At 65.0% G+C, this 22317-nt stretch carries 20 protein-coding genes; 6 read left to right on the top strand and 14 right to left on the bottom strand.

From position 1 onward, the window contains the following. Position 1 precedes the first annotated feature (1 nt). Genes ligA through L338_RS00970 form a run of 3 tightly spaced genes read left to right on the top strand, consistent with a single transcriptional unit; the run spans position 2 to position 3515 of the window. Complete coding sequence (ligA, locus tag L338_RS00960; RefSeq protein WP_422110941.1) at positions 2-2317, top strand: NAD-dependent DNA ligase LigA; 2316 nt, start codon at positions 2-4, stop codon at positions 2315-2317. Further along, positions 2314-2934, top strand: a complete 621-nt coding sequence (locus L338_RS00965; RefSeq protein ID WP_022696485.1) for an FMN-binding negative transcriptional regulator — start codon at positions 2314-2316, stop codon at positions 2932-2934. The genes ligA and L338_RS00965 overlap by 4 nt, the downstream gene beginning before the upstream one ends. Positions 2935-2990: 56 nt before the next feature. After that, on the top strand, positions 2991-3515 hold the full coding sequence (locus L338_RS00970; RefSeq protein WP_206740761.1) for a class I SAM-dependent methyltransferase: 525 nt from the start codon (positions 2991-2993) through the stop codon (positions 3513-3515). A gap of 113 nt (positions 3516-3628) precedes the next feature. Here L338_RS00970 and L338_RS00975 read toward each other — a convergent pair whose 3' ends face one another. Together L338_RS00975 and L338_RS00980 are read right to left on the bottom strand one after the other, a co-directional pair. Further along, positions 3629-4150, bottom strand: a complete 522-nt coding sequence (locus L338_RS00975) for a hypothetical protein (protein ID WP_152485774.1) — start codon at positions 4148-4150, stop codon at positions 3629-3631. Continuing rightward, complete coding sequence (locus L338_RS00980) at positions 4120-5934, bottom strand: aminopeptidase P family protein (RefSeq protein ID WP_022696488.1); 1815 nt, start codon at positions 5932-5934, stop codon at positions 4120-4122. Before L338_RS00980 ends, L338_RS00975 begins: the two co-directional genes overlap by 31 nt. 183 nt (positions 5935-6117) lie before the next feature. Here L338_RS00980 and L338_RS18070 point away from each other — a divergent pair, with 183 nt between their 5' ends. Continuing rightward, positions 6118-6243, top strand: a complete 126-nt coding sequence (locus L338_RS18070; RefSeq protein WP_277813407.1) for a hypothetical protein — start codon at positions 6118-6120, stop codon at positions 6241-6243. Positions 6244-6316: 73 nt separating this feature from the next. Here L338_RS18070 and L338_RS00985 read toward each other — a convergent pair whose 3' ends face one another. The 6 genes from L338_RS00985 to L338_RS01010 are packed head-to-tail and all read right to left on the bottom strand — an operon-like array spanning position 6317 to position 12548. Continuing rightward, complete coding sequence (locus tag L338_RS00985; protein WP_022696490.1) at positions 6317-7201, bottom strand: 50S ribosomal protein L11 methyltransferase; 885 nt, start codon at positions 7199-7201, stop codon at positions 6317-6319. Then, positions 7198-7593 carry a hypothetical protein gene (locus L338_RS00990; RefSeq protein WP_161624585.1) on the bottom strand — a complete coding sequence of 132 codons (396 nt, stop codon included), beginning with the start codon at positions 7591-7593 and terminating at the stop codon, positions 7198-7200. The genes L338_RS00985 and L338_RS00990 overlap by 4 nt, the downstream gene beginning before the upstream one ends. Positions 7594-7598: 5 nt before the next feature. Further along, positions 7599-8189, bottom strand: a complete 591-nt coding sequence (locus L338_RS00995) for a glutathione S-transferase family protein (RefSeq protein WP_022696492.1) — start codon at positions 8187-8189, stop codon at positions 7599-7601. Between the two features lie 57 nt (positions 8190-8246). Continuing rightward, positions 8247-9329 carry a hypothetical protein gene (locus L338_RS01000; protein WP_022696493.1) on the bottom strand — a complete coding sequence of 361 codons (1083 nt, stop codon included), beginning with the start codon at positions 9327-9329 and terminating at the stop codon, positions 8247-8249. Further along, a complete protein-coding gene (locus L338_RS01005; RefSeq protein WP_022696494.1) occupies positions 9329-10288 on the bottom strand; it encodes an alpha/beta hydrolase in 960 nt (319 codons plus the stop codon). Before L338_RS01005 ends, L338_RS01000 begins: the two co-directional genes overlap by 1 nt. Before the next feature lie 31 nt (positions 10289-10319). Then, positions 10320-12548 carry an ATP-dependent helicase gene (locus L338_RS01010; protein ID WP_081639425.1) on the bottom strand — a complete coding sequence of 743 codons (2229 nt, stop codon included), beginning with the start codon at positions 12546-12548 and terminating at the stop codon, positions 10320-10322. 435 nt (positions 12549-12983) lie between these two features. On the opposite strand from L338_RS01010, the gene L338_RS01015 reads away from it, so the two are divergent. After that, positions 12984-15185 carry an acyl-CoA dehydrogenase gene (locus L338_RS01015; RefSeq protein ID WP_022696496.1) on the top strand — a complete coding sequence of 734 codons (2202 nt, stop codon included), beginning with the start codon at positions 12984-12986 and terminating at the stop codon, positions 15183-15185. A 6-nt stretch (positions 15186-15191) separates the two neighbouring features. Here the strand turns inward: L338_RS01015 and L338_RS01020 are convergent, their stop codons facing one another. The 5 genes from L338_RS01020 to L338_RS01040 form a co-directional block, all read right to left on the bottom strand. Then, positions 15192-15716, bottom strand: coding sequence for a hypothetical protein (locus L338_RS01020; protein WP_022696497.1), 525 nt, complete (start codon positions 15714-15716; stop codon positions 15192-15194). 39 nt (positions 15717-15755) lie between these two features. Continuing rightward, complete coding sequence (locus tag L338_RS01025) at positions 15756-17480, bottom strand: chloride channel protein (protein ID WP_051122664.1); 1725 nt, start codon at positions 17478-17480, stop codon at positions 15756-15758. 34 nt (positions 17481-17514) lie between these two features. Further along, positions 17515-19461 (bottom strand): transglycosylase domain-containing protein, encoded by a 1947-nt coding sequence (locus L338_RS01030; protein WP_022696498.1) that lies wholly within the window; start codon positions 19459-19461, stop codon positions 17515-17517. Positions 19462-19801: 340 nt separating this feature from the next. Beyond that, a complete protein-coding gene (locus tag L338_RS01035) occupies positions 19802-20596 on the bottom strand; it encodes a PAN domain-containing protein (RefSeq protein ID WP_022696499.1) in 795 nt (264 codons plus the stop codon). After that, a complete protein-coding gene (locus tag L338_RS01040) occupies positions 20583-20831 on the bottom strand; it encodes a FliM/FliN family flagellar motor switch protein (protein WP_022696500.1) in 249 nt (82 codons plus the stop codon). Before L338_RS01040 ends, L338_RS01035 begins: the two co-directional genes overlap by 14 nt. 79 nt (positions 20832-20910) lie before the next feature. Here L338_RS01040 and lipB point away from each other — a divergent pair, with 79 nt between their 5' ends. Continuing rightward, on the top strand, positions 20911-21597 hold the full coding sequence (lipB, locus tag L338_RS01045; RefSeq protein ID WP_022696501.1) for a lipoyl(octanoyl) transferase LipB: 687 nt from the start codon (positions 20911-20913) through the stop codon (positions 21595-21597). A 61-nt stretch (positions 21598-21658) separates the two neighbouring features. Here the strand turns inward: lipB and L338_RS01050 are convergent, their stop codons facing one another. After that, positions 21659-22186 carry a DUF805 domain-containing protein gene (locus L338_RS01050; RefSeq protein ID WP_022696502.1) on the bottom strand — a complete coding sequence of 176 codons (528 nt, stop codon included), beginning with the start codon at positions 22184-22186 and terminating at the stop codon, positions 21659-21661. Between the last annotated feature and the right edge of the window lie 131 nt (positions 22187-22317).

A 22317-nucleotide genomic window follows, 5' to 3' on the forward strand; every position in this document is an offset into this window, starting at 1 on the left:
CGTGGAAGACAAACCCGCCGGGGACCTGACCCCGCAGGAGGCGGAAGCCGAACTCAAACGGCTGACCGATGAAATCGCCGCCCATGACCGCGCCTATTACCAGAAAGACGCGCCCACCGTTTCCGACGCCGAGTACGACGCCTTGCGCCAGCGGAACGAGGCGATCGAGGCGCGCTTCCCGGACCTCGTCCGCCCCGACAGCCCGTCGCAAAAGGTCGGCGCCGCGCCGGCCAGCGGCTTCGCGGAGGCGAAACACCTCCAGCAGATGTATTCGCTCGGCAACGCCTTCAGCGAGGATGATCTGTTCGAGTTCGCGGCCCGCGTCCGCCGCTTCCTCGGCATGGAGGAGGGCGCGAAGCTGGACCTCACCGCCGAACCCAAGATCGACGGACTTTCGGCCAATCTCCGTTATCGCAACGGCAAGCTGGAGCTGGGCGCCACGCGCGGCGATGGCCGGGTGGGCGAGAACGTCACCGCCAATCTGAAAACGCTGGATGACATTCCTGAAACGCTCTCCGGCAAGGGCTGGCCGGACCTGATCGAGGTTCGCGGCGAAATCTATCTCAGCCACGCCGATTTCGCCGCTCTCAATGAGCGGCAGGAGAAAGCGGGCAAACAGATCTACGCCAATCCGCGCAACGCCGCCGCCGGCTCCCTGCGCCAGATCGACCCCGAAAAGACCGCCGGGCGCCCCTTGCGCTTCTTCGCCTATGGCTGGGGCGAGGTCAGCGAGGCTGTGGCGGGAACCCAGTTCGACGGCGTGGCGAAGCTGAAAGACTGGGGCTTCCCGGTGAACCGCGACATGCGCCGCGTCTCCACGCCGGAAGAGATGGTCGCCATCTATCGCGACCTTGAGGAGCAGCGCGCCGGTCTCGGCTATGACATTGACGGCGTGGTCTACAAGGTGGACGACCTCGCCCTGCAGGACCGCCTCGGCTATGTCAGCCGCGCCCCGCGCTGGGCGGTCGCCATGAAATTCCCGCCCGAACAGGCCACAACCGAGCTGGAGCGGATCGAGATTCAGGTCGGCCGCACCGGCGCGCTCACCCCTGTCGCCAAGCTGAAGCCTGTCACGGTCGGCGGCGTCGTGGTTTCGAACGCCACGCTTCACAATGAAGACGAGATCGCCCGCAAGGACGTACGCGAGGGCGACACGGTGATCGTCCAGCGCGCCGGCGACGTGATCCCGCAGGTCGTCCGCGTCACCAATCCGGACCGCAAGGGCCGCTCAAAGCCCTACAAGTTTCCCGACAAATGCCCGGTCTGCGACAGCCACGCCGTGCGCGAGGAGGGCGAAGCCGTCCGCCGCTGCACCGGCGGCCTGGTCTGCCGCGCGCAGGCGCTGGAGCGGCTGAAGCATTTCGTCTCGCGTCAGGCTTTCGATATCGAGGGGCTGGGCGCGAAACAGATCGAGGCGTTCTTCGACGAAGGCTGGGTGCGCGAACCGGCCGATATTTACCGTCTGCCGGAGCACAAGGGCGATCTGGAAGAGCGCGAGGGCTATGGCGAGACCTCCGTCCGCAATCTTATGCGCGCGGTGGAGGAGGCAAAGACCATCCAGCTTGCGCGCCTGATCTACGCTCTCGGCGTCCGCCATGTCGGCGAGGTGACAGCCCAGAAGCTGGCCGGCTACGCGGAGAGCTGGGACGCCTTCCACAAGGCCGTCAACGCCGCCGCCAAGGCCCGTCCCGGCAAGGCTTATATGGAAGTTCTGACGGTTGATCGCGTGGGTGAAATTACTGCCAACAAGCTGCTGGCCGCCTTCAAGGACGGCGCGCCGGAGCGTCCGGAGACCATCGGCGAACTGGATCAGGAAATCGCCGCCCTGCGTCTCAATATTTCCCAGCCTGCCCGCGCGGCGCTGGCCGCCCATTACGGCGCTTGGGACGCCTTCGCCGCCGCCATGACCGAGGCCGCCGCCCAGACGCCGGGCGAGGCCTTCCGCGAACTCGCCGATATCGACTCCGTCGGCCCGGTCGCCGTCGAGGCGCTGATCGAGTTTTTCACCGAACCGCGCAACGCCGATGCGGTGGAGCGCCTGCTCGATCACCTGACCGTGGAGGCCGCCGAGCGTCCGGCAGAGGATTCGCCCGTCGCCGGCAAGACGGTCGTTTTCACAGGCAGCCTTGAGCGTATGACGCGGGATGAGGCCAAGGCCCGGGCGCAGGCGCTGGGCGCGAAGGTCTCCGGCTCCGTCTCGAAGAAGACCGACATCCTCGTCGCCGGTCCGGGCGCAGGCTCCAAGCTGACCAAGGCCAAGGATCTGGGCGTCGAGGTGATGGACGAGGACGCCTGGCTGGCGCTGATCGGCGGGTGACCGCGCACCCGTATCCGCCGCCCAAACATGTCTCCGAAGATCGGGACGCAATGATCGATGTCGTCCGCCGCTTCCCTTTCGCGACGCTGGCGAGCGCGGGCGATCCGCCCGCCGTCGCCCACTTGCCCGTAATCTGGGCGCCGGACGGGGAGGGGCGCACCCTCTGGACGCATCTCGACCGCGCCAACCCGCAAACGCCGCTGCTGGACGACAAGCCGGTCACCGTCATGGTCCGCGGCCCTGACGCCTATATGTCGCCGGAGCTGTTCGAGGGCGATTATTTCCCGACCTGGAATTACGTGATCGTGGAGTGCGCAGGAACCGCGCGCCTGCTGCAGGACGACGCGCAGCAGCGCGCGATCCTGGACGCCATGGCGGCGGCGTTCGAAGGGCTCTACGGGAAGACTTTCTCCCTTGCCGGGAAAGAGAAAGCGGTGGCCCGCCTGCTGCCGCTTATCACGGGCGTCGAAATCACGGTCGAGCGGATGACCGGGCGTTTCAAGCTGTTGCAGGATCGCCCGGAATCCGAACGCGAAACCGCGCTGGCCGCCTTTGAGCGCCGTCCCGGACTGGATGCGGCCTTCCGCGAACAACTCCGCAAGCTGTCGGGCCTGTAAAGAGCGGCCTTTCGGCACCGATTGCTGAAGACCTGGTCCCGGCATAAATTCATGCCATGACGTCGCCCTCTGACGACATTATCGGCCTGTATGAACGAAACGCGGCGTCGTGGGATGCGGATCGGCGGCGCGCTCGCCCGCAGGGAGAGGCGGGCTGGATTCGTCGTTTCATGCGCTTGGCCGAGCACGGATCGCAATTGCTTGATCTGGGATGCGGCGCCGGAGAGCCAATCGTTCCCGATCTTCTCGCCGGCGGATATTCGGTTACAGGCATCGATTCATCGCCTTCGCTGATTGCGTTGTGCAAACAGCGTTTTCCGGATCAGAACTGGCTTGCCGCAGACATGCGCCAACTGGATCTTGAAGGCCGTTTTGGCGGGCTTCTCGCGTGGCACAGCCTGTTCCGCCTGACGCCTCTGGATCAGCAGAAGATGTTTCCGGTGTTCGCCAGACTGGCCGCGCCTGGCGCGCCCCTGATGTTCACGAGCGGGGACCGGCGGAATGTCAGCGTCGGAAATTTGGCGCGGCGAGGCGCTCTATCACGCCAGTCTGGATGCCGGAGAATACCAGCTTCTCCTTAAGGACAACGGCTTCGAGCTGGTTGAGCACAGGTTTGATGACCCCCGATGCGGCGGCGCGACTGTCTGGCTGGCCCAAAAACTGGCTGCCTGAATTAAAGACGCGCCAACGGATGCTAGTCCGCCCGCCGCCATTCCAGCATCGGCGAAGACCGCTCCACCACGATTTCCAGCGCCGCTTTCAGCTGGCTGAAGCTGTTCAGAACGCATTCCCGGTCATCCATGGTCAGGCCCAGATCGGACCGTTCCGCGTCGGTCAGAACCGTGCAGTCCCCGAACCAGAACAGCGCCCCGCCGCCGCGCTGCGGCCGCATCGCCAGATACATGTAGCTGTCATCGCCTTCTTCCCAGACCTGGGCGGCGTAAAGCCCGCGCCCGATCTGTTTCAGGCGCATGAAGGACCCTTCGTCATCGGGGTCCTCGGCGATCAGGTAGTCGCCATCCCGGATGACGACGACGGCGCGGCCGTCGAATTCCGGCTCGTCGCCGTCTTCCAGTTCATATTGTTCGTAATCGCCCGCGCGAAGGGGCGCCGCCCCTTCGCCGGACAGGATCAGCGGCGCTTCGCTGACCAGACAGGCGCTGACCAGCAGCGCCGCGATGCCGGCTAGACCGGCGCGCAAACCTCTTCGAGCCATGACCGGACCTCCCCGTCCAGAAGCGGGCCGATCTCGGCGGCGACGCGCGCGTGATAGGCGTTCAGCCACGCCCGCTCGTCGTCCGAAAGCAGCGCCGGTTCGATCAGGTTACGATCAATTGGGGCCAAAGTGAGGGTCTCGAAGCCCAGCATGGGCCGGTCGCCGCCCGGAATGGTCTCCGGTTCGGTGACATATTGCAGGTTCTCGATCCGGATGCCGAACTCGCCGGCCTTGTAGTAGCCCGGCTCGTTGGAAAGGATCATGCCCGCTTTCAGCGGCACGGGGCTGGACCCCTTGGCGATGCGCTGCGGCCCTTCATGGACGCCCAGATAGGCCCCGACGCCGTGGCCGGTGCCGTGGTCATAGTCCAGGCCCGCTTCCCAGATCGGCGCCCGCGCCAGCGCGTCCAGCGCCATGCCGGACGTGCCTTCCGGGAACCGGATGACGCTCAGCGCGATATGGCCCTTAAGCACCCGCGTAAAGCGGTTGCGCATCTCGTCGGTCGGCTCGCCGACCGGCATGGTGCGGGTGATATCGGTCGTGCCGTCCGGATATTGTCCGCCGGAATCGACCAGATAAAGCGTGCCTTTTTCGATCTTCAGGTTGGACGCTTCATTGACCCGGTAATGGGGCAGGGCACCGTGCTCGCCAAAGCCGGAAATCGTCTCGAAGCTGATGTCTTTCAGCCCCTCGGCGTTCTCGCGCCGGATCTCTTCCAGCTTCTGCGCGCAGGTGATTTCGTCCAGCTGGCCCTTCGGCGCTTCATGGGCGAACCAGTGCAGGAAACGGGTGACGGCCGCGCCGTCGCGGCGATGGGCCGCTTTCGACCCCTCGATCTCCGCCTTGTTCTTGCAGGCCTTGGGCAGTGCCACCGGGTCGTCGCCGCGCACAACGGCCGCGCCGGCGTTTTCCAGCGCCGTGAAGTGCCAGGCCGAGGCCGTCGCCGGGTCGACCAGCACCTTCTTGCCTTTCAGCGTGGAAAGCGTGGTTTCGAACGCCGATTCCTCGTGAATGGAAACCTGATTGCCCAGATGCGACCGCACCTCGTCCGTCACCTTGGCCGGATTGACGAACAGATCGGTCTCGCCGTCCTTGCGGATGATGACCGTGGCCAGCGGCAGCGGCGAATGCGCCACGTCGCCGCCGCGAATGTTCAGCAGCCACGCGATGGAGGGCGGGGCGGTCAGTACGGCCGCGTCCGCGCCCTCATCGGCGATCCCTTCGCCAATGCTCTCGCGCTTCTCGGCGTGGTCCACGCCCGCCTTGTCCAGCGGCTGGACGGTAATGGTCTCCGCCGGCTGGCCCGGGCGGTCTTCCCACACCGTATCCAGCGGGTTCGTGTCCTGCGCGACCAGTTCGATATTGCGGTGGCCGGCGGCTTTCTCCAGCGTTTTCAGCCCGTCCGGCGAATGCAGCCGGGGGTCATAGCCCAGCTTCGCGCCTTCCGGGGCCTTGCGGCGCAACCAGGTCGCGATGCCGTTATTGGCCAGATCCTCGTATCCGAACAGCTCCGGATCGGTCTGTTCGCGCACCTGCAGCGTATAGCGCCCGTCTGCGAACATGACCGCGGAATCGTTCAGGATGACGGCCGCGCCGGCGGAGCCGGTAAACCCGGTCAGCCAGGCCAGCCGGTCATTGGCGGCGGGCAGATACTCATTCTGGTACTCATCCTCGTGCGGGACGATGAAACCGTCGAGATTGCGGCGCGCCAGTTCCTCTCGGAGGGCTGGCACGTTCTGGCGGCCAAACGCCGGGCCGCCTTTAACTTCAAACTTCTGAAACATGCGCGAAATCTAGTGACGGCCCCGGCGCGAAGCAATGTTTGTGGGCGGCCATCCGGATGCATGCATTTATGCATGGCTGGATTCGAAACCTGTCACTTCAAGAACAGACGAAAGCGGCGCATATCCGCGCGTGTCACGACGGTGCCACCGTTTTGAAACAAAAATGAAAAGAAAGGTCGCTCCATGTCCACGCAAGACGTCCAGTTCCATATGGCCGCCCAGTCCATGCACGAAGCCGAACAGAAACGCCTGAAAACCGCCCGCCGCCGCGGTCTGCGCCGGTCCAAGCGTATTCTCGGCGTCGGCTGATTGGCCGTGCAACGCCGCGTACAAAAAGGGCGCTCCTGACCGGGAGCGCCCTTTTTGATTCCAGGGTCGGGCCTTACGCGCCTTGCGCCGGTTTCCGCATGACCAGCGTGGCCCAGTCATCAATGGATTCGCTGGCTTCCTGCGCCAGCCCGGCGTGCTCATAGGCTTCCCGGACCTGGTCCTCCTGTTGCACCAGCAAACCGGACAGGATCACCCGCCCGCCCGGTTTCAGCGCCTGCGCCACGTGACGGGCCAGTTCCGTCAACGGTCCGGCCAGTATATTGGCGAAGATCAGGTCATAGGGGGCGCGCGCGGCAATCTCCGGCGCGTCAAACCCTTCCGCCGTAACCGCCTCGATCCGGTCTTTCAGATTGTTCAGCTCGGCGTTTTCCAGCGTCACCTCGACCGCAACCGGGTCGATATCGCTGGCCACCACCACAGCGTCCGTTGTCTCGGCCGCCGCAATGGCCAGCGTTCCCGCGCCGCAGCCCAGATCCAGTATCCGCTCGAAGCTGTCTCCGGCGGTCAGCATCTCGTCGAACGCCATCAGGCAGCCGCGCGTCGTGCCGTGATGCCCGGTTCCAAACGCTTGCCCGGCTTCAATCAGGATCGGCGTCTGGCCTTGCGGGATCTTGTCCAGGTCATGACGCCCGTGCACCGTGAAGCGTCCGGCGGAAACCGGCGGCAGCCCCTCCAGCGACATGGCGATCCAGTCCTGCTCGGGCAGGGGGCCTAACATCACGTCCGCATCGCCCTGGCTAAGCCCCGCCTCTCCCAGGAAGGCGTTCGGGTCCGGCGCGTCCTCGAAAAGGGCCTCCAGCCGCGCCGTGCCGGCCGTTTCGTCCACGACAAAAAGGCTCAGCGACAGTGCGACCGGCGGATCGATAAGGTTCAGGCGCTGGTAGGCGGCGTCCAGCCTGCGCCGGTCGCCAAGCGCCTCCAGTTTCCAGATAGTCATTGTGCTTGAACGTCTTCCAGTTGTGAAAATCCTGCGCGGGCGCACAGATTGGGGCACAGCGCGCCGCGCGGGCAAAGGGTCTGGCTGAACTCGCCCGTCGCCACAACAGGCGCGCCCTCCAGCGTTTCATGAAGGGCGTACTGCTCGGGCGTCAGGCGGATGGCGATGGCGCGGCCGCGATCGGTCAGGCAGGCCTGCCCGCCCATCATGGAAAGCGCGCCCGGAACGGAAATCAGCCGCCCCGCAAAAACGCCCGGCTCGTCCGCCAGTTCGGCCAGCGTCACCGGGTCGCCCGCGAAGTCGACTTCGCCGGCCGCGATCATGTCCGCCATGCGGTTTCGCGTCTCGGCGCAGGCGGCCATCGCCAGAACCGTCAACAGGATAAGCGCCACGCGGATCATCCGGCGTCTTTCTCTTGCGCGCGCTTCATCGCCGGGCGGTCGGTGCAGCGCGCGCCATAGGCTTCGGCCGCCGGCCACATCTCGAACAGGCCGCTCTGCGAGAGGAAAACCAGCGTCCCGCCGACCAGCAAATCGGCCGCCGTGAAGTGGTCCGTCACCAGCCAGCCTTCTTCCGGGATTTCTTTTTTCAGCGTGTTCAGCATCCGGTCAAAATCACCCCAGCCGACCATGCCCTGCCGTTCCGCTTTCCAGCCCATGGCCTTCTGGATGAAGGCCGGCTCCATCACGCCCGCCATGAAGAACATCCAGCGGTAATAGGCGCCGCGTTTGGGGTCTCCGATGGCCGGCGCCAGCTTCTTCTCCGGGAACTTGTCGGCCAGATAGGCGCAGATCGCCGCCGATTCCGTAATGACAACGCCCTCATCGACCAGCGCCGGGACCTTGCCCATCGGATTGTCTTTCAGGAAATGGGCGGGCTTTTCGCCCTCCATGATCTTCACGATCTCCATTTCGTAATCGGCGCCGCATTCTTCCAGCATCCAGACCGCGCGGCTCGAACGCGTCTGCGGGCAATGATATAGCTTCATGGGCATCTCCTCCTGACCGGCAGACTAACGCGGCAGGTCCCGGTTCGCGACCGGTTTTCAGCCTGCATCGTTCAGGATTTCACGCGCATAGGGACTGTTTCCGGCGGCGTTTTCCAGCCATTTCAGGCCCTTTCCAATCTCGTCCGCCATGGTCCGGCGCGCCTCGTCCAGCCGCTGGCGGCGCAAATCGGCCGAATAGCCGTGCTCGGTCGCCTTGGAATAGCGGTTCATGACGGGGCCATTCACCGCCTCCCGGATCGCGTTTTCGCCCGGATTCATGTCGAAATGGGCCGCGATCCGGCCCAGAATTGCTTGCGGGTCGGCCAGAAACGCCTCGAAATCGACGTCCAGAGCACGGGTTTTCAGGTCATCGCCGTGCAATAATCTCCACTGGCTTTCCCGCTCGATCAGCCAGGCCATCGCCGCCAGTTCACCGACGCTCAGGGCGTGCATGGGCGGGGTCACATCGCCGAATGCGGCAATCGTCCGCCGCACCCGGTCCGGCCCGAAGCCGCGCAGATCGATTGGCGAATTTTCTCCGGCCAGCAGCGTCGCCAGATACGGCTCTGGCTTCAGGTTCAGGCACAGCGCCTTGGACGAAGCCCTTGATTTCAGAAGGTCTTCGCCGATCCGCCCGGCATGGCTGGTCGCCTTCACCACGGGCTGTTGACCGTCGCGCCAGCGCCGCGCCCAGACGCCCATCATCGCGTCCCGGATGCGTCCGTACTCCGCCTCGGAGACCAGCGAGTCCGGCTTGCCCACCTTGTCGTATAGCTCGGCCAGCGTCAGCAGCGCCCAGGGTTCGCGCAGGCCAAACCCGCCCACTTCGTCCAGCAAGCGGGAGATCAGGGTGGAGCCGGTATGCCCCTGGTGGATGATGAAATGAACGGGGCGGGTTTCCCCGGCGTTTTCAACCGCTTCCAGAACCCGGAACAGCGGGATCGGCGCGCCGAGGCGTTCGGGCGTGGCCAGCGCCTCGGTCAGGAAGCTGGCGTCTCGATAATCCGCCTCGCTCATCCCGATCACCACGGCGGCTTCGCGATACGGGTCCAGCTGCAGGACATGCAGCTCCGGGCTGGCCGCGAAATTCGGGAAGGCGGCGCGCAAATATTGCTGGCTCTGAAGGTCGCCGACCGCCATCAGCGAGCCTCGTCCGGGTCCAGTTCTTCCAGAATGATCGCCCTTATATCCGCCCATGCGGGGGACAACGGATCGATCAGTTCGAAATGCCCGGCGCCGCCCATCACCTCGCTGGTCACGGGGTCACCCGCGCCGTCCGCCGCCGCGCCGTATCCGTCGCCGAACGGGCTTGGAACGATGGGGTCCAGCGCGCCGGAAACGATCACCTGTTCCACCCCGATGGGCAGCATCTCCGCCGGGGACGTGTCGCCATAGCGCCCGCCCACCAGCTCATCCACGGTCTCCGGCTCGCCGCAGCGCCCCGGCCCGTCTTCGCGATAGGCGTTCAGATCATTGATCCCGGCCAGCGTCACCACCGCGTCCGGGACCAGCGGGTCTTCCGCATGCAGCGGGCTGTCATCCCCGATTCCGCCGCGCGCCGCCGCCCACAGCGCCAGGTGCCCGCCGGCCGAATGGCCAGCGAACACAAGCCGGTCGAGGTCGAGCGGATAATCTTCGGCTACCCCGCGCAGCGCGTCGACCGCCGCGGCGGTGTCCAGAAACGTCCCCGGAAACCCGCCGCCCTCATGGCCCAGCCGCCTGTACTCGATATTCCACACCGCTACGCCGTGATCGCGCAGGTCCGCGGCGACATAGTCCATCAGGATCGTGCCCGGAATCTCGGCCAGCCAGCAGCCGCCATGCACCATCATCACAGTGGGAAAGGGACCTTCGCCCTCCGGCAGCCACAGCTCACCGAACTGTTGCTCGCCCTCGCCATAGGCGATCTTTGCGTCCGCCTCCTCCCGTGGCCGGTCCAGCAACTGATCCCAGCTTATGGGGCGCTCGCCCGCATGCGGGTCTTCCGGCGCAGCGGTTTCTGCCTGCGCCGGCGCGGGTTCAGAGGGAGCAGGGGCGGGGGGCGCGTCCTGACAGGCGGTCAGGGCAAGAGCGGCCAAGGCGGCGAGTCGCAGGGTCATGCCGCCCAGCCTCACGCCCGGCGGCCAAAAATCAAGCCGCTTCCACGAAGCTGGCGATGACTTTCTTGCGGCCCGTATGGTCGAAATTCACGTCCAGCTTCGCGCCGTCCACCGACACCACGTCGCCATAGCCGAACTTGTCGTGGAAAACGCGCGTGCCCGGCCGAAAGCGCGCCTCGCCGGGGTCGGAGGACGCCATCAGCGTCGCTTCCGCCTCGATGGTCGGCGGCTTGGCGCGGTCGCGGCCCTTGGCGGCCTGCATGCGGCGCCAGCCCGGGCTGGAATAGCTGGAATCGAACGTCTCCACATTCTCCTTCAGCCCGCCGAAGCCGGGGCCGGAGTCGAAATAATTGGTCTGGCTTTCCGCGTCGACATGTTCGGGGGGCAACTCGTCGATGAAGCGGGACGGGATCACCGCCTGCCAACGGCCATAGATCTGCCGGTTCGCGGCGAACCAGATCATCGCCCGCTCCCGCGCCCGGGTGATGCCGACATAGGCGAGGCGCCGCTCTTCCTCCAGCGCGCTCATCCCGCCCTCGTCCAGCGAGCGCTGGGACGGGAACACGCCTTCTTCCCAGCCCGGCAGCATGACCAGCGGGAACTCCAGCCCCTTGGCGCTGTGCAGCGTCATCAGGGAGACCTCGTCTTCCTCCTCCTGCCGGTCCGCGTCGGTCAGTAGGGAGACGTGTTCCAGATAGGCTTCCAGCGTGTCATACTCGCCCATGGAGCGGACGAGTTCTTTCAGATTGTCCAGCCGCCCCGCCGCCTGCGGGCTCTTGTCCTCGCGCCACATCGCCGTGTAGCCGGACTCGTCCAGCACCGTCTCGGCCAGCTCGTCATGCTTGGCCGTCTCGACCAGCACGCGCCAGCGGTCGACGTCCTTCAGCAAGGCCGAAAGCCCGCCCCGCGCCGGGCCCCTGATCTCGTCGGTCTGGAGGAGAAGGCGTGTCGCCTCGGCCAGCGGGACGCGCATTTCCCGCGCCGTGCGTTGCAGCTTCTGAACTGTCGTCGCGCCGACGCCGCGCTTGGGCGTATTGACGATCCGCTCAAACGCCAGATCGTCCTCGTCCTGCCGCACCAGCCTTAAGTAAGCGTGCGCGTCGCGGATCTCCGCACGTTCGAAGAAGCGCGGGCCGCCCACCACGCGATAGGGCAGGCCGGTCATGATGAAGCGGTCCTCGAACGCCCGCATCTGCCAGGAAGCGCGGACCAGAACCGCCACGTCGCTATAGGGCCGCTTGTGGCTGACCCAGTTCTCGATCTCCTCGGCGATGGCGCGGGCCTCGGCCTCGCCGTCCCACACGCCGCGCACCTGCACCTTCTCGCCGCCCTGATCGTCGGTCCACAGCTCCTTGCCCAGCCGCGACTTGTTGGAGGCGATCAGACCCGACGCGGCGGACAATATATGCTGGGTGGAGCGGTAATTGCGCTCCAGCCGGATCACTTTCGCGCCCGGAAAATCTTTCTCGAAGCGCAGGATGTTATCCACCTCCGCCCCGCGCCAGCCATAGATGGACTGGTCGTCATCGCCCACCACGCAGAGATTCTTCGACCCCTGCGCCAGAAAGCGCAGCCACAGATACTGGGCGACGTTGGTGTCCTGATACTCGTCCACCAGCAGGTAGCGGAACCTGGCGTGATAATCTTTCAGGACATCCGGATTGTTCTGGAAGATCGTCAGATTGTGCAGCAGCAGGTCGCCGAAATCGGCGGCGTTCAGCACGCCCAGACGGTCCTGATAGATCTTGTAGAGGTCCTTGCCGCGCCCGTTGGCGAAGGCATAGGCGTCTTCCTCGCTCACGCGGTCCGGCGTCAGCCCGCGGTTCTTCCAGCCATCGACCAGCGAGGCGAAATAGCGGGGCGTCCAGCGTTTCTCGTCGATATTTTCCGCTTGCAGGATCTGCTTGATCAGGCGGATCTGGTCGTCGGTGTCCAGAATGGTGAAGCTGGGCTTCAAATCCACCAGCTCCGCATGCCGGCGCAATATCTGCGCGGCGATGGAATGGAAGGTGCCCAGCCAGGGCAGTCCCTCGACCGCCTCGCCGATCAGTTCGCCCACCCGGGCGCGCATCTCCCGCGCCGCCTTGTTGGTGAAGGTGACCGACAGAATCTCCCACGGCCGCGCGCGCCCGGTGTTGAGGATATGCGCCAGCCGCGTGGTCAGCGCCCGCGTCTTGCCCGTGCCCGCGCCCGCCAGCAGCAGCACCGGCCCGTCCAGCGCCTCCACGGCCTCCCGCTGCTCCGGGTTCAGCCCGTTCATATAGGGCGGCGCGGCGCTGGCCCGCTGTGAAATGGAAAGTGAATTCGTCACGACGCGTCATCATGTAGCGACTCGCACGAAACGTGAACAGTGAAGCGTGCAGGGATAAGCGGGGCAGTTTGCGGAGGAAGTTGCGTCAGGGTGGAGTTCGCCTTCGAGACGCTGCTCCGCAGCTCCTCAGGCTAAGGGTGGGGGAGGTGAAGCTCTGTTTTTTCTCGCGCTTCTATGACCCTTCCCCTGAGGAGCCGCGCCCATGGCGCGGCGTCTCGAAGGGCGGGGAAGGGGGACCAACCGGACTTTATCAGACCGGGTTCTCATTCAGGCCATACTCTCCGGCGCTCGTCATAGAAAACCGGAAATCATTGCCGCAGGGCCGGAACAGGCCCATCTTCAAAGGCGTTCAAGAGTTTAACTCTGACTGACAGGTGACACGCCATGCCCAACCCGATCACCAAATCCCTCTACAAGTTCGCTCGCAACGCGCTGCCCGAGATTTCCGAGACGGAACAGGCGGCGCTGGAGGCTGGCGGCCTGTGGTTCGACGCCGAGATTTTTTCCGGCAATCCGGACTGGAGCGTGCTGCGCGAAGCGCCCGGTTACACGCTGACCGAAGCCGAGCAGGCCTTCATCGACGGCCCCGTCGAGGAGCTGTGCAATATGCTCGACCCGTGGGAGATCGAGTACGAGCGCAAGGACCTGCCGCCGGAAGTCTGGGATTTCATTCGCCAGAACAAATTTTTCGGGATGATCATTCCGGAGGAATATGGCGGGCTGGGCTTTTCCGCGCTCTGTCATTCGGAGGTGATCCGCAAGCTGTCCTCGCGCAGCGGCACGGGCGCGGTCAGCGTCATGGTTCCGAACTCGCTCGGCCCGGGCGAACTGCTTATGCATTTCGGTACGGACGAGCAGAAGAATTACTGGCTGCCGCGGTTGGCGAAGGGCGAGGAAATCCCCTGTTTCGGCCTGACCGAAACCGCCGCCGGCTCCGACGCCGGGGCCATGGAATCGGTCGGCGTTGTCGAGAAAGCAACGGTGGACGGCAAGGAAACGCTGGGCATCCGTCTGAATTTCAACAAGCGCTATATCACGCTCGGCCCCATCGCGACCGTCATGGGCGTCGCCTTCAAGCTGGAGGACCCGGACGGCCTGCTGGGTGACCAGAAAGATATCGGCATCACGCTTGCCCTGATCCCCTCCGACACGCCGGGCGTCACGCACGGCAAGCGGCATTACGCCTCTCGTCAGGCGTTTCAGAACGGACCGCTGGAGGGCAAGGACGTCTTCGTGCCGCTGGACTGGATTATCGGCGGCCAGGAATATGCCGGACAGGGCTGGATGATGCTGATGTCGGCGCTGTCCGTCGGCCGCGGCATCTCGCTGCCGTCGCAATCGGCCGCCGGGGCCAGCCTGGCGCTTATGACCACCGGCGCCTATGCGCGCTGCCGTCATCAATTCAATATTTCCATCGCGGAATTCGAGGGGATTCAGGAGCGGATTGCCGCGCTGGCCGCGCACGCCTACCAGCTGGACGCCGCACGCCGCGTCACCGCCCGCGCGGTGGACGAGGGTCATGCGCCTTCCGTTCTCTCCGCCATCGTCAAGGCGCACGCCACCTATCGCCTGCGCGAGGCGACCAATGACGCGATGGACGTTCACGCCGGCAAGGCGGTGATCGATGGCCCGAAGAACTATCTGGGCGACCTTTACCGCGCCGTGCCGGTGGCTATCACGGTCGAAGGCGCGAACATCCTGACCCGCAACCTGATGATCTTCGGTCAGGGCGCGATCCGCGCGCACCCTTACCTGCTGGACGAGATTATGGCCGCCAGCGATGAGGATGAGGAAGCCGGTCTGGAGAAGTTCAGCCAGACCATCTGGAAACATGCAGGCCATCAGGCCGCGACCTTCTTCCGGGCGTTTGCGCGCTCCTGGACGGGCGGGGCCAGCGCGCCTTATCCGGATGGCGCGGACGATCTGAAGCACCATTACAAGCAGCTCGGCCGCTATTCCTCCGTACTGGCTTTCGTCAGTGAAATTGCGTTGGTGCATCTGGGCGGCGCGCTGAAGCGCAAGGAGTTCATCTCCGCCCGTCTCGGCGACATTCTCAGCGAGGTTTACCTGCTCTCCTGCGCCCTCAAACGGTTCGAGGAAGACGGCAAGCCGCGCGAGGACCGGCCGGTTCTCGGTTATGTCATGCAGGCCGGTTATCAGCGGATCGAGCAACGCCTGACCGAGGTGATCGACAACTATCCCTCGCGTCCGCTGGCGGCCCTCATGCGTTTCACCGCGCCGTCTTCGGGCAAGAATGGCCGCGCGCCGGACGACCAGCTGGCGCAGCGCGTCTCCGATCTGGTGACGACTGATACCGAAACGCGCACCCGCCTGATGCAGGGTCTCTATATCGGTTCGGTCGAATCCTCAGAGGTCGCGCGGCTGGAGCGCGCCTTCAAGGCGGTTACCGCCGCCGAGCCGCTTTATCGCAAGCGCCGTCATGACGAGGCGCTGACAGAAGCAGAGACCCGCCAGCTGGAGGAGGCGGAGAGCTTCGTCCGCGAGATTGTCGAGGTGGATTCTTTCGATCCGGAGGTGTTGACCGGCATTTCTGGCGCGCCCGCCGCGAAACACGCGGCGGAGTAGGCGGCTTCAAGCTATCGGCGTTTCGGCGCGGCAGGCCTCGATAAAGGCTTCGCCGTGCTGGCCCGGGGCCGGATACCATTTCAGCTCGCCCGCCGCGTTCACGCGCACCGGGTCAGCGGAAGTCATCAGTGCTTTAAAGGTTTCGCCTTTCGCGGTCGCTTCGGTCACGCAATCAGGTCCGATCTGGGCGTCTTCGCACTGTATGCGGCCGCCAATATCGGCCCGACCAGCTTCGCCCGACAGCCGGATCGGGCTTTTCGCCCCGTCCGTTTCGTTTTCAGCGTTGAAATAGGTGAAGTCATATTCGCCCGGCTGCTCCGCGCAGGTCAGCAGGATGATAATCCAGTCGGTATTCTCCATGCCGAACGCCAGCCGCTTGGGCGGCGCGTCCGCATCGGTCACCGCGACCCAGCCAAAGCCTTCCTCGACCCAGGCGAGGTCCGGCTGTAGCTCGGCGCCGCCAGGCGTGGTCTGAGCGCACGCAGTCAGGCCCAGAAGGGCGGCGGAAAGAGAGATGACGGATGATTTCATGACAGTCCCCCAGGATTGGACATGAGGGATAACGCGGAACTAGCGCGTTCGTTCGATATGCGCGTCGACCAGCGCCTTGTTATAGGCCAGCAGGGCGTCGGTGCGGCTGATATGCCCGGTCACAGGCTCCGCCCCGCCGCGGCGCTTCACGGCGGCGGAATCGATGTCCTCTGCTTCCATAAGGGCCAGCGCCCGGCCCAGCGAGTCATCCTCGTAAAGATGCGCGCCTTCGGAGCTTTTCTCCGCCTCGTTGCGGGAGACGGGATTCATCACCTCCCGCACGCGCACGGTCTGGAGAATGATCCGCTGCGGCCCTTCGGCCAGCTTGTAGCCGTGATTTTCGATCTGTTTCTGGAACACCGATCCGCCCATCACTGACTGCACGATCACCGTGGCGATGGAGACCGCGACCAGCATCGCGGCCCCGGCCTCGTAGGACTGCGTCAGTTCAAACACGATCAGCGTTGTCGATATCGGCGCGCCCAGAACCGCGCCCGCCACCGCGCCCATTCCGATGACGGCGAAGAAGGTCTCGCCCGCCGTCGCCAGCGGCGTCTGGTCGACAATGCCGCCAAAGGCCGCGCCGACCATCGCCCCGATGAAAATGGAAGGCGAGAACACGCCGCCGCCGAAGCGAAAGCCCAGCGTGATCGTGGTGGCGATCAGCTTGGCGGCAATCAGGGCCAGCAGGAAGCCGATGGAAAACTCGCCCGCGATGGCCTCCGTCGTCGCTTCGTACCCGACGCCAAGGATGTCCGGCATCCATATGCCCATCAGGCCGATCAGAACGCCGCCAAATGGCGGCAGCGCCCACAAAGGCAATGCCAGCCTGTCGGCGGTTCCGGAAAGCCAGGCCGGGACGGCCAGCGTCAGCCGCATGAAGGCCATGGCCGCGAGCGCGGCCAGAAAACCCAAAAGCGCGGCCAGCGGAAAATCGGTCAGCATGGTTTCCGGCAAGGGCGGGATGGAAAACGTGACCTGGTCGCTCAGATGCGCCCGCGTGGCGACGGAGGCGGCGAGTGAGGAAATCGCCACCGGCGCGATCACCCGCAGCGCGTAATGGCCCAGCACGACCTCCAGCGCGAACAGGACGCCGGCGATGGGCGCGTCGAACGAGGCGGCGATCGCCGCGGACACGCCGCAGGCCAGCAGGGTGCGCGCCGCGCGCGGCGGCAGGCCCAGACCTTCGGCCACCAGCGCGCCCAGACCGCCGCCAATATGCACGGCAGGGCCTTCACGCCCGGCGCTGGCGCCGCCGCCAAGCGAGACCGCGGCGATTACGGCGGACAGCATGGTGGTGCGCACGCCGATATGGCCGCCATGAACGGCCCGCGCCTCGATCACATCGGCGACGTTTTCAGCGCGGGTTTCCGGCAGCCAGTTGAATTCGCGGCCCAGATAAAGAAGGCCGGACACGACGATGCCGGCCATGATCGGCGCGACCAGAACCGTATGCCAGGGCAGGCCCTGCGCGGCATGGGCCAGATGTTCGTTGAACGCGCCATAGCCAAGGAACTGGATCGACTCGATGGCCAGCCGGAAACCGAGGATCGCGTAGGCCGCCACGATGCCGATCATCAGGCCCCAGAACCACACCGCGCCGTCGCCGCGCGTCCAGACCCGGTCAAAGAACTCGGCGGAGACCGCGCCGACGGGGCGAAGCAGGGCGCGGATGCGGCGGCCCGCCTGCCGCGTATCCTCGCGGGCGCGCTGGTCTTCAGCCTCTTGCTGTTGTTCGGAGCTGTCCGCCGCAGTCTGGGTCATCGGTTGCAGGACAAACGCCGATGCGCGCGCGAAATCAACCCTCGTCCGGCGCCGATTGCGCTTCGAACGCGCCGGCGAGTTCCGAATAGAAGGCGGCAAGGCGCTCTTCGTAGGGCGATCTGTCGGGCGGGGGCGGCGCGTTCAGGTTTTCGACGGGCAGGCCTTCATGCGCCGCTTCCATGAAACGCCGCCAGATTTCGGCGGGAAGGCCGCCGCCGGTGACGTTCTTCATCGGGCTGTCATCGTCATTGCCGACCCATACGCCCGCCGCCAGCTGCGCCGTATAACCGACGAACCACGCATCGCGGCTGGCCTGGCTGGTGCCTGTCTTGCCCGCCGCGGGACGCTTGCCCAGCGCGGCGCGCGCGCCGGTGCCGCCGACCACGACTTCCTGCATCATGCCGGTCATCGCCTCGGCATTTTCGGGATCATAGACTACCCGGCCGCGCGCGGATTTGTGCTCGTAAAGCGTCTGGCCGCGCGTATTGGCGATGGTCTGGATGAACCACGGCTCGATATATGCGCCGTCCCGCGCAAAGACGGCATAGGCGGCTGTCAGCTCGGCCAGCGTCACCTCGGAAGAGCCCAGAGCCAGGGAGGGATGCGGACGCAGCGGGGACTGGATGCCGAAGCGCTGGCCCAGCTGCGCGATATTCTCCGGCCCGACCTGCTCGCCCAGCTGCACGGCGACCGTATTGATCGAACGTTTGAAGGCGTCCCGCAGCGTCACCCAACCGCGATAATTGCCCCCGAAATTCTCCGGCGACCAGCCTTCCAGCTCCAGCGGCTGGTCCTCCCGCACCGTGGCGGGGGAGAGGCCGGACTCCAGCGCCGCGCCATAGACGAATGGCTTGAAGGCGGAGCCGGGCTGGCGGCGGGCCTGGACAGCGCGGTTGAACTGGCTTTCGGCATAGTCGCGCCCGCCGACCATGGCGCGCACTGCGCCGGAATAATCGATGGCGAACAGCGCGCCCTGTCCGGCGCGGCTGGCCGCGCCGGATTCATCCAGCACGGCGTCCAGCGCGGTTTCCGCCTTGCGCTGGATTTCCGGATCCAGCGTGACGGTGACCACCAGATCGGGCGCGTTTTCCGGCGCAAGCTGGCGGGCGTGTTTCTCGACAAGGTCCAGCGTGTAGCCCCAGTCCAGAGCGGACGCCTGCGCCGTTTCCGCGGCGATGTCCGGCGCCGCGCTGGCCGCCCCGGCCGCCTTTTCGGCGGTGATGAAGCCGTATTCCGTCATGCGGTCCAGCACCTCGCGGGCGCGGCTTTCAGCGGCGTCGAAATTCTCCACCAGCGACAGGCGGGAGGGCGCCTTGGGCAGGGCGGCGAGAAGAGCAGATTCGGCAAGGTTCACGTCCCGCGCCGACTTGCCGAAATAGCGTTGCGCGGCAGCTTCAACCCCGTAGGCGCGTTCGCCCAGATAGACGCGGTTGAGATAGAGATTGAGGATTTCCCGCTTGGTCAGCCGCCGCTCCAGCGCCATGGACAGGCGGATCTCCTGCGCCTTGCGGCGCAGCGTCTGATCCGGCGTCAGGACCAGATTCTTGACCAGCTGCTGGGTCAGGGTGGAGCCGCCCTGCCGCGTCTCCCCGGCGCGGGAATTCACCCAGGCGGCGCGCGCCAGCGCCTGAAGGTCGACGCCGGAATGGGAATAGAAACGGTGATCCTCCGCCGCCAGGAAGGCCATCACCAGATGATCGGGCAGATCATCGGCGGAAACGGAGCGCCCATAGAGCGGGCCGCGCGTGGCGATCAGCGAACCATCGCTGGCCCGCACCTCAATCGAAGGCTCGCGGTCCACCACCCACAGCTCGGCCGTAGGCGGCAGGGCGGGCATGTCGTGGAACAGACCGCGCCAGACGAGGCCGGCCGCGACCGCCGCGATCAGCACCACGGCGGCGATGGAGCCGGCAATGATCAGGCGGCGCGTGCGCGTCTGTTGTTCGCGGCGGATTTCGAGGTCTGCGCGATATGAATTCATGGCCGCAAGCCCTTGGCCGGAAAATATGGCCGCCGCAAGACCGGAACGGGCGCGCCGTTCACGTCAAAGTTGACTGAATCACAATGAATTGTTTGCACTTTTCCCTGAAACTCTATTTGCTGCGGCGCGTTAGAAGATGCAGCTGAACAAAAGGCGTGGGAACGCCGGAAACATTAATAGTTGGTAACAGGTAAGGAGTCATGGGCGAGCATAGCGCATATCATTTCTTGAAAGGCCTAGGTAAAGGCCTGGATGAGCGCTTGGCGTCGGACTCCAAGTCTACGCAGGAAGAGTTTGGCGACCTGCTGGACAAGCTCGGCCACATGAAATCGAACGAAGTTCAGTCTCGCTCATCAGACGCCTCTTCCTGAGGCGTGGCGGCCTGCGCGGTCGCCTGAGGGGCCATATATTCCCGTTGAACCGAATAGAGCGGGGCGCTTGAGCGCTCCGCTTTTCTTATGGCGGGCTGCACCGGCGCGGTTTCGATGGCTTTCGGCGCTTCTGTTTCATCCGCGGCGGGGCCGGCGTCGGCGTCCGCGGCTTCAGACTCACCGCTTGCCTGCCGGTTTTCTTCACCGGCTTCTTCAGTCTCCCCATCGCGCGCTGTCGGGTCGAAGTTCAGGCTGACCGCTTCAGCGTTCGAGGGGGACTGAGCGCGCCGCATTGCGGAGGAAACATAGGGTTGGGGCGCGGCCTGATAGGGCGCCGCCACAGGTTCGGGCTGCAGTGGAACGGGGCGGGGCTTGGTGCGCGCTTGTGCAGGAGCGCCTTCCAGGACCCGCGTCGGGGCGGAACTCATGCGCTGCTGCGGCGCCGGCGTTGATGCGGCCATGCGCACAGGCTCGCCGCCGGCGCGCGAAAGGCCGGAGATGCAGCACGTGTCGGTGCGCGTTTCGCCCGCATCGCTTTGCAGGCGGCAGACCGGAGAGGCAGATTCCACGCCCGGACGGACCCATGACCAGGCTTCGCATTGCCCGTCGAGATCACAGGCGGCGCGGCAGGCCAGCGCCGATGGCGTGCTGATCTCCTGCAGGACCGGTCCCTGCCGGATCATGTCTCTCTGGAAGAACTGTTGCGCGGAAGCCGGCGTGACGAGAAGCAGCAGTGCGGCGAGTATGAGGTCAGGACGCGGCATTGAATTCGTGAACATCCGCGACGCTGGTCACGGTGATCGCCACTTTTTCGCCCTGAATCAGGATTTCGCCGCGGGCGATGGGGTAGTTGTTCGCCAGGATCCAGACTTCGTCGTTTTCCGTCGCATCAAGCGGTATAACGGCGCCCCGGCCCATCCGCAGGAATTGCGAGATCGGCATCTTGGACCGGCCAAGAACCACTGAAATTTCGACTTCAACCGCGTTGAGCTGGTTCATTTCGCTGACAGACGCCGCTTGGCTTGTGATGCTTCGGACCCCATCTTCGCGCAATTCCAGTTACGCGGCCCTTAACGCCATGACACACAAAGCACCGGTCCAGTGGGCCGTTTCCAACAACCTGATTGGCTATGAAGCCGCCGTTTCGGCGATGGAGGCGCGTGCGGCGTCCATTGCAGCCGGGGAAGCGGGTGAATTGATCTGGCTGCTGGAACACCCGCCGCTCTATACAGCGGGGACCAGCGCAAAGGACGCGGATTTACGCGATGCGGACCGTTTTCCCGTTTACCGGACAGGGCGGGGCGGTGAATTCACCTATCACGGCCCCGGTCAGCGCGTGGCCTATGCGATGCTGGATCTGAAGGCGCGGGGACGCGACGTGCGCGCCTATGTGCAGGACCTTGAGCGCTGGATTATCGGCGCGCTGGATGCGTTCGGGATCGACGGAGAAATTCGTGACGGCCGCGTGGGCGTCTGGGTGGACCGGTCAAGGCCGGGGGCGCCGCGCGAAGACAAGATTGCGGCGATTGGCGTGCGCATCCGCAAATGGGTCAGTTTTCACGGCATCGCGCTGAACGTGGAGCCGGACCTGACACATTTCACTGGCATCACGCCCTGTGGCATCAGCGACCCCAATCTGGGCGTGACCAGCCTTGTGGATATGGGCCGCCCGGTCACGCTGCCCGAAGCGGACGCGGCGTTGCGCGCCGCTTTTGAAGACGTTTTCGGACGATCCACGGAGACGGCGGAGCCGCCAATCCTCTAGCGGAATAAAAAAGCCCCGGCGCGTGCGGGCGCGCCGGGGCTTTTCGTTGAAAGACGAACCCTTATGCCGCAGGCGGCGGGGTGTCGGCCGGCGGACGGGATTCGCCGTCCGGTCCCGGCGGCGGACCATATTGATTGGGGTTGGGGTCGCTTTTCAGGAGCATATTCGCCACATAAACAAAAGCGAAAGCGATCAGAGCGCTGATAATCGCGCTGGGCAGCGCAGTGGCGCGGCTGGCCGCTGTCATCGATTGCATCATGGATGAGAAATCACCGCCAGACGTGACGGCCGCGCCGCCGAAAACGCCCACGACGATCATGCCCGCGATCCAGCCGACGACCAGCCAGGCGACCAGAACGGCCAGGAAGAGCCAACCGGTCTTGTTGGCGTCATGAAGGCGTTTCACCCAGATACAGACCCAGGGATAGATAAGAAGAATGCCAAGGGCGCTCAGCGCCGTAAGCGCAAAACTGATCACGGGAAGAAGGTTTAGAACGAGACCGATGACGATCAGGATCAGAGCGGCTTTCTGGAAAGCCGCCGGGCCGAGCCGTCCCTGCGGATTAAAGAGAACGCTTCCGAGATTCATGTTTGTCCCTCCTGTTTGGTTTCGCGCGAGCTTCTTCCAGTCCAGAGCCGGCCGCGATCAGGTGACAAGCGTGTGCCCGCGCCTTTCTCTGTGTCAATCATGATCGCGAAAACGAAGGAATTTTCTGTGGA

Origin of the sequence: Euryhalocaulis caribicus, assembly GCF_000412185.1 — a bacterium.
Lineage (GTDB): Bacteria > Pseudomonadota > Alphaproteobacteria > Caulobacterales > Maricaulaceae > Euryhalocaulis > Euryhalocaulis caribicus.

Excerpts from the sequence above, each read along its gene's own strand:
- L338_RS00970 (WP_206740761.1), top strand. The coding sequence starts at position 2,991 with ATGACGTCGCCCTCTGACGACATTATCGGCCTGTATGAACGAAACGCG.
- L338_RS00975 (WP_152485774.1), bottom strand. The coding sequence starts at position 4,150 with ATGGCTCGAAGAGGTTTGCGCGCCGGTCTAGCCGGCATCGCGGCGCTG.
- L338_RS00980 (WP_022696488.1), bottom strand. The coding sequence starts at position 5,934 with ATGTTTCAGAAGTTTGAAGTTAAAGGCGGCCCGGCGTTTGGCCGCCAG.
- L338_RS18070 (WP_277813407.1), top strand. The coding sequence starts at position 6,118 with ATGTCCACGCAAGACGTCCAGTTCCATATGGCCGCCCAGTCCATGCAC.
- L338_RS00985 (WP_022696490.1), bottom strand. The coding sequence starts at position 7,201 with ATGACTATCTGGAAACTGGAGGCGCTTGGCGACCGGCGCAGGCTGGAC.
- L338_RS00995 (WP_022696492.1), bottom strand. The coding sequence starts at position 8,189 with ATGAAGCTATATCATTGCCCGCAGACGCGTTCGAGCCGCGCGGTCTGG.
- L338_RS01000 (WP_022696493.1), bottom strand. The coding sequence starts at position 9,329 with ATGGCGGTCGGCGACCTTCAGAGCCAGCAATATTTGCGCGCCGCCTTC.
- L338_RS01005 (WP_022696494.1), bottom strand. The coding sequence starts at position 10,288 with ATGACCCTGCGACTCGCCGCCTTGGCCGCTCTTGCCCTGACCGCCTGT.
- L338_RS01010 (WP_081639425.1), bottom strand. The coding sequence starts at position 12,548 with ATGAACGGGCTGAACCCGGAGCAGCGGGAGGCCGTGGAGGCGCTGGAC.
- L338_RS01015 (WP_022696496.1), top strand. The coding sequence starts at position 12,984 with ATGCCCAACCCGATCACCAAATCCCTCTACAAGTTCGCTCGCAACGCG.
- L338_RS01020 (WP_022696497.1), bottom strand. The coding sequence starts at position 15,716 with ATGAAATCATCCGTCATCTCTCTTTCCGCCGCCCTTCTGGGCCTGACT.
- L338_RS01025 (WP_051122664.1), bottom strand. The coding sequence starts at position 17,480 with ATGACCCAGACTGCGGCGGACAGCTCCGAACAACAGCAAGAGGCTGAA.
- L338_RS01030 (WP_022696498.1), bottom strand. The coding sequence starts at position 19,461 with ATGAATTCATATCGCGCAGACCTCGAAATCCGCCGCGAACAACAGACG.
- L338_RS01035 (WP_022696499.1), bottom strand. The coding sequence starts at position 20,596 with ATGCCGCGTCCTGACCTCATACTCGCCGCACTGCTGCTTCTCGTCACG.
- L338_RS01040 (WP_022696500.1), bottom strand. The coding sequence starts at position 20,831 with ATGAACCAGCTCAACGCGGTTGAAGTCGAAATTTCAGTGGTTCTTGGC.
- lipB (WP_022696501.1), top strand. The coding sequence starts at position 20,911 with ATGACACACAAAGCACCGGTCCAGTGGGCCGTTTCCAACAACCTGATT.
- L338_RS01050 (WP_022696502.1), bottom strand. The coding sequence starts at position 22,186 with ATGAATCTCGGAAGCGTTCTCTTTAATCCGCAGGGACGGCTCGGCCCG.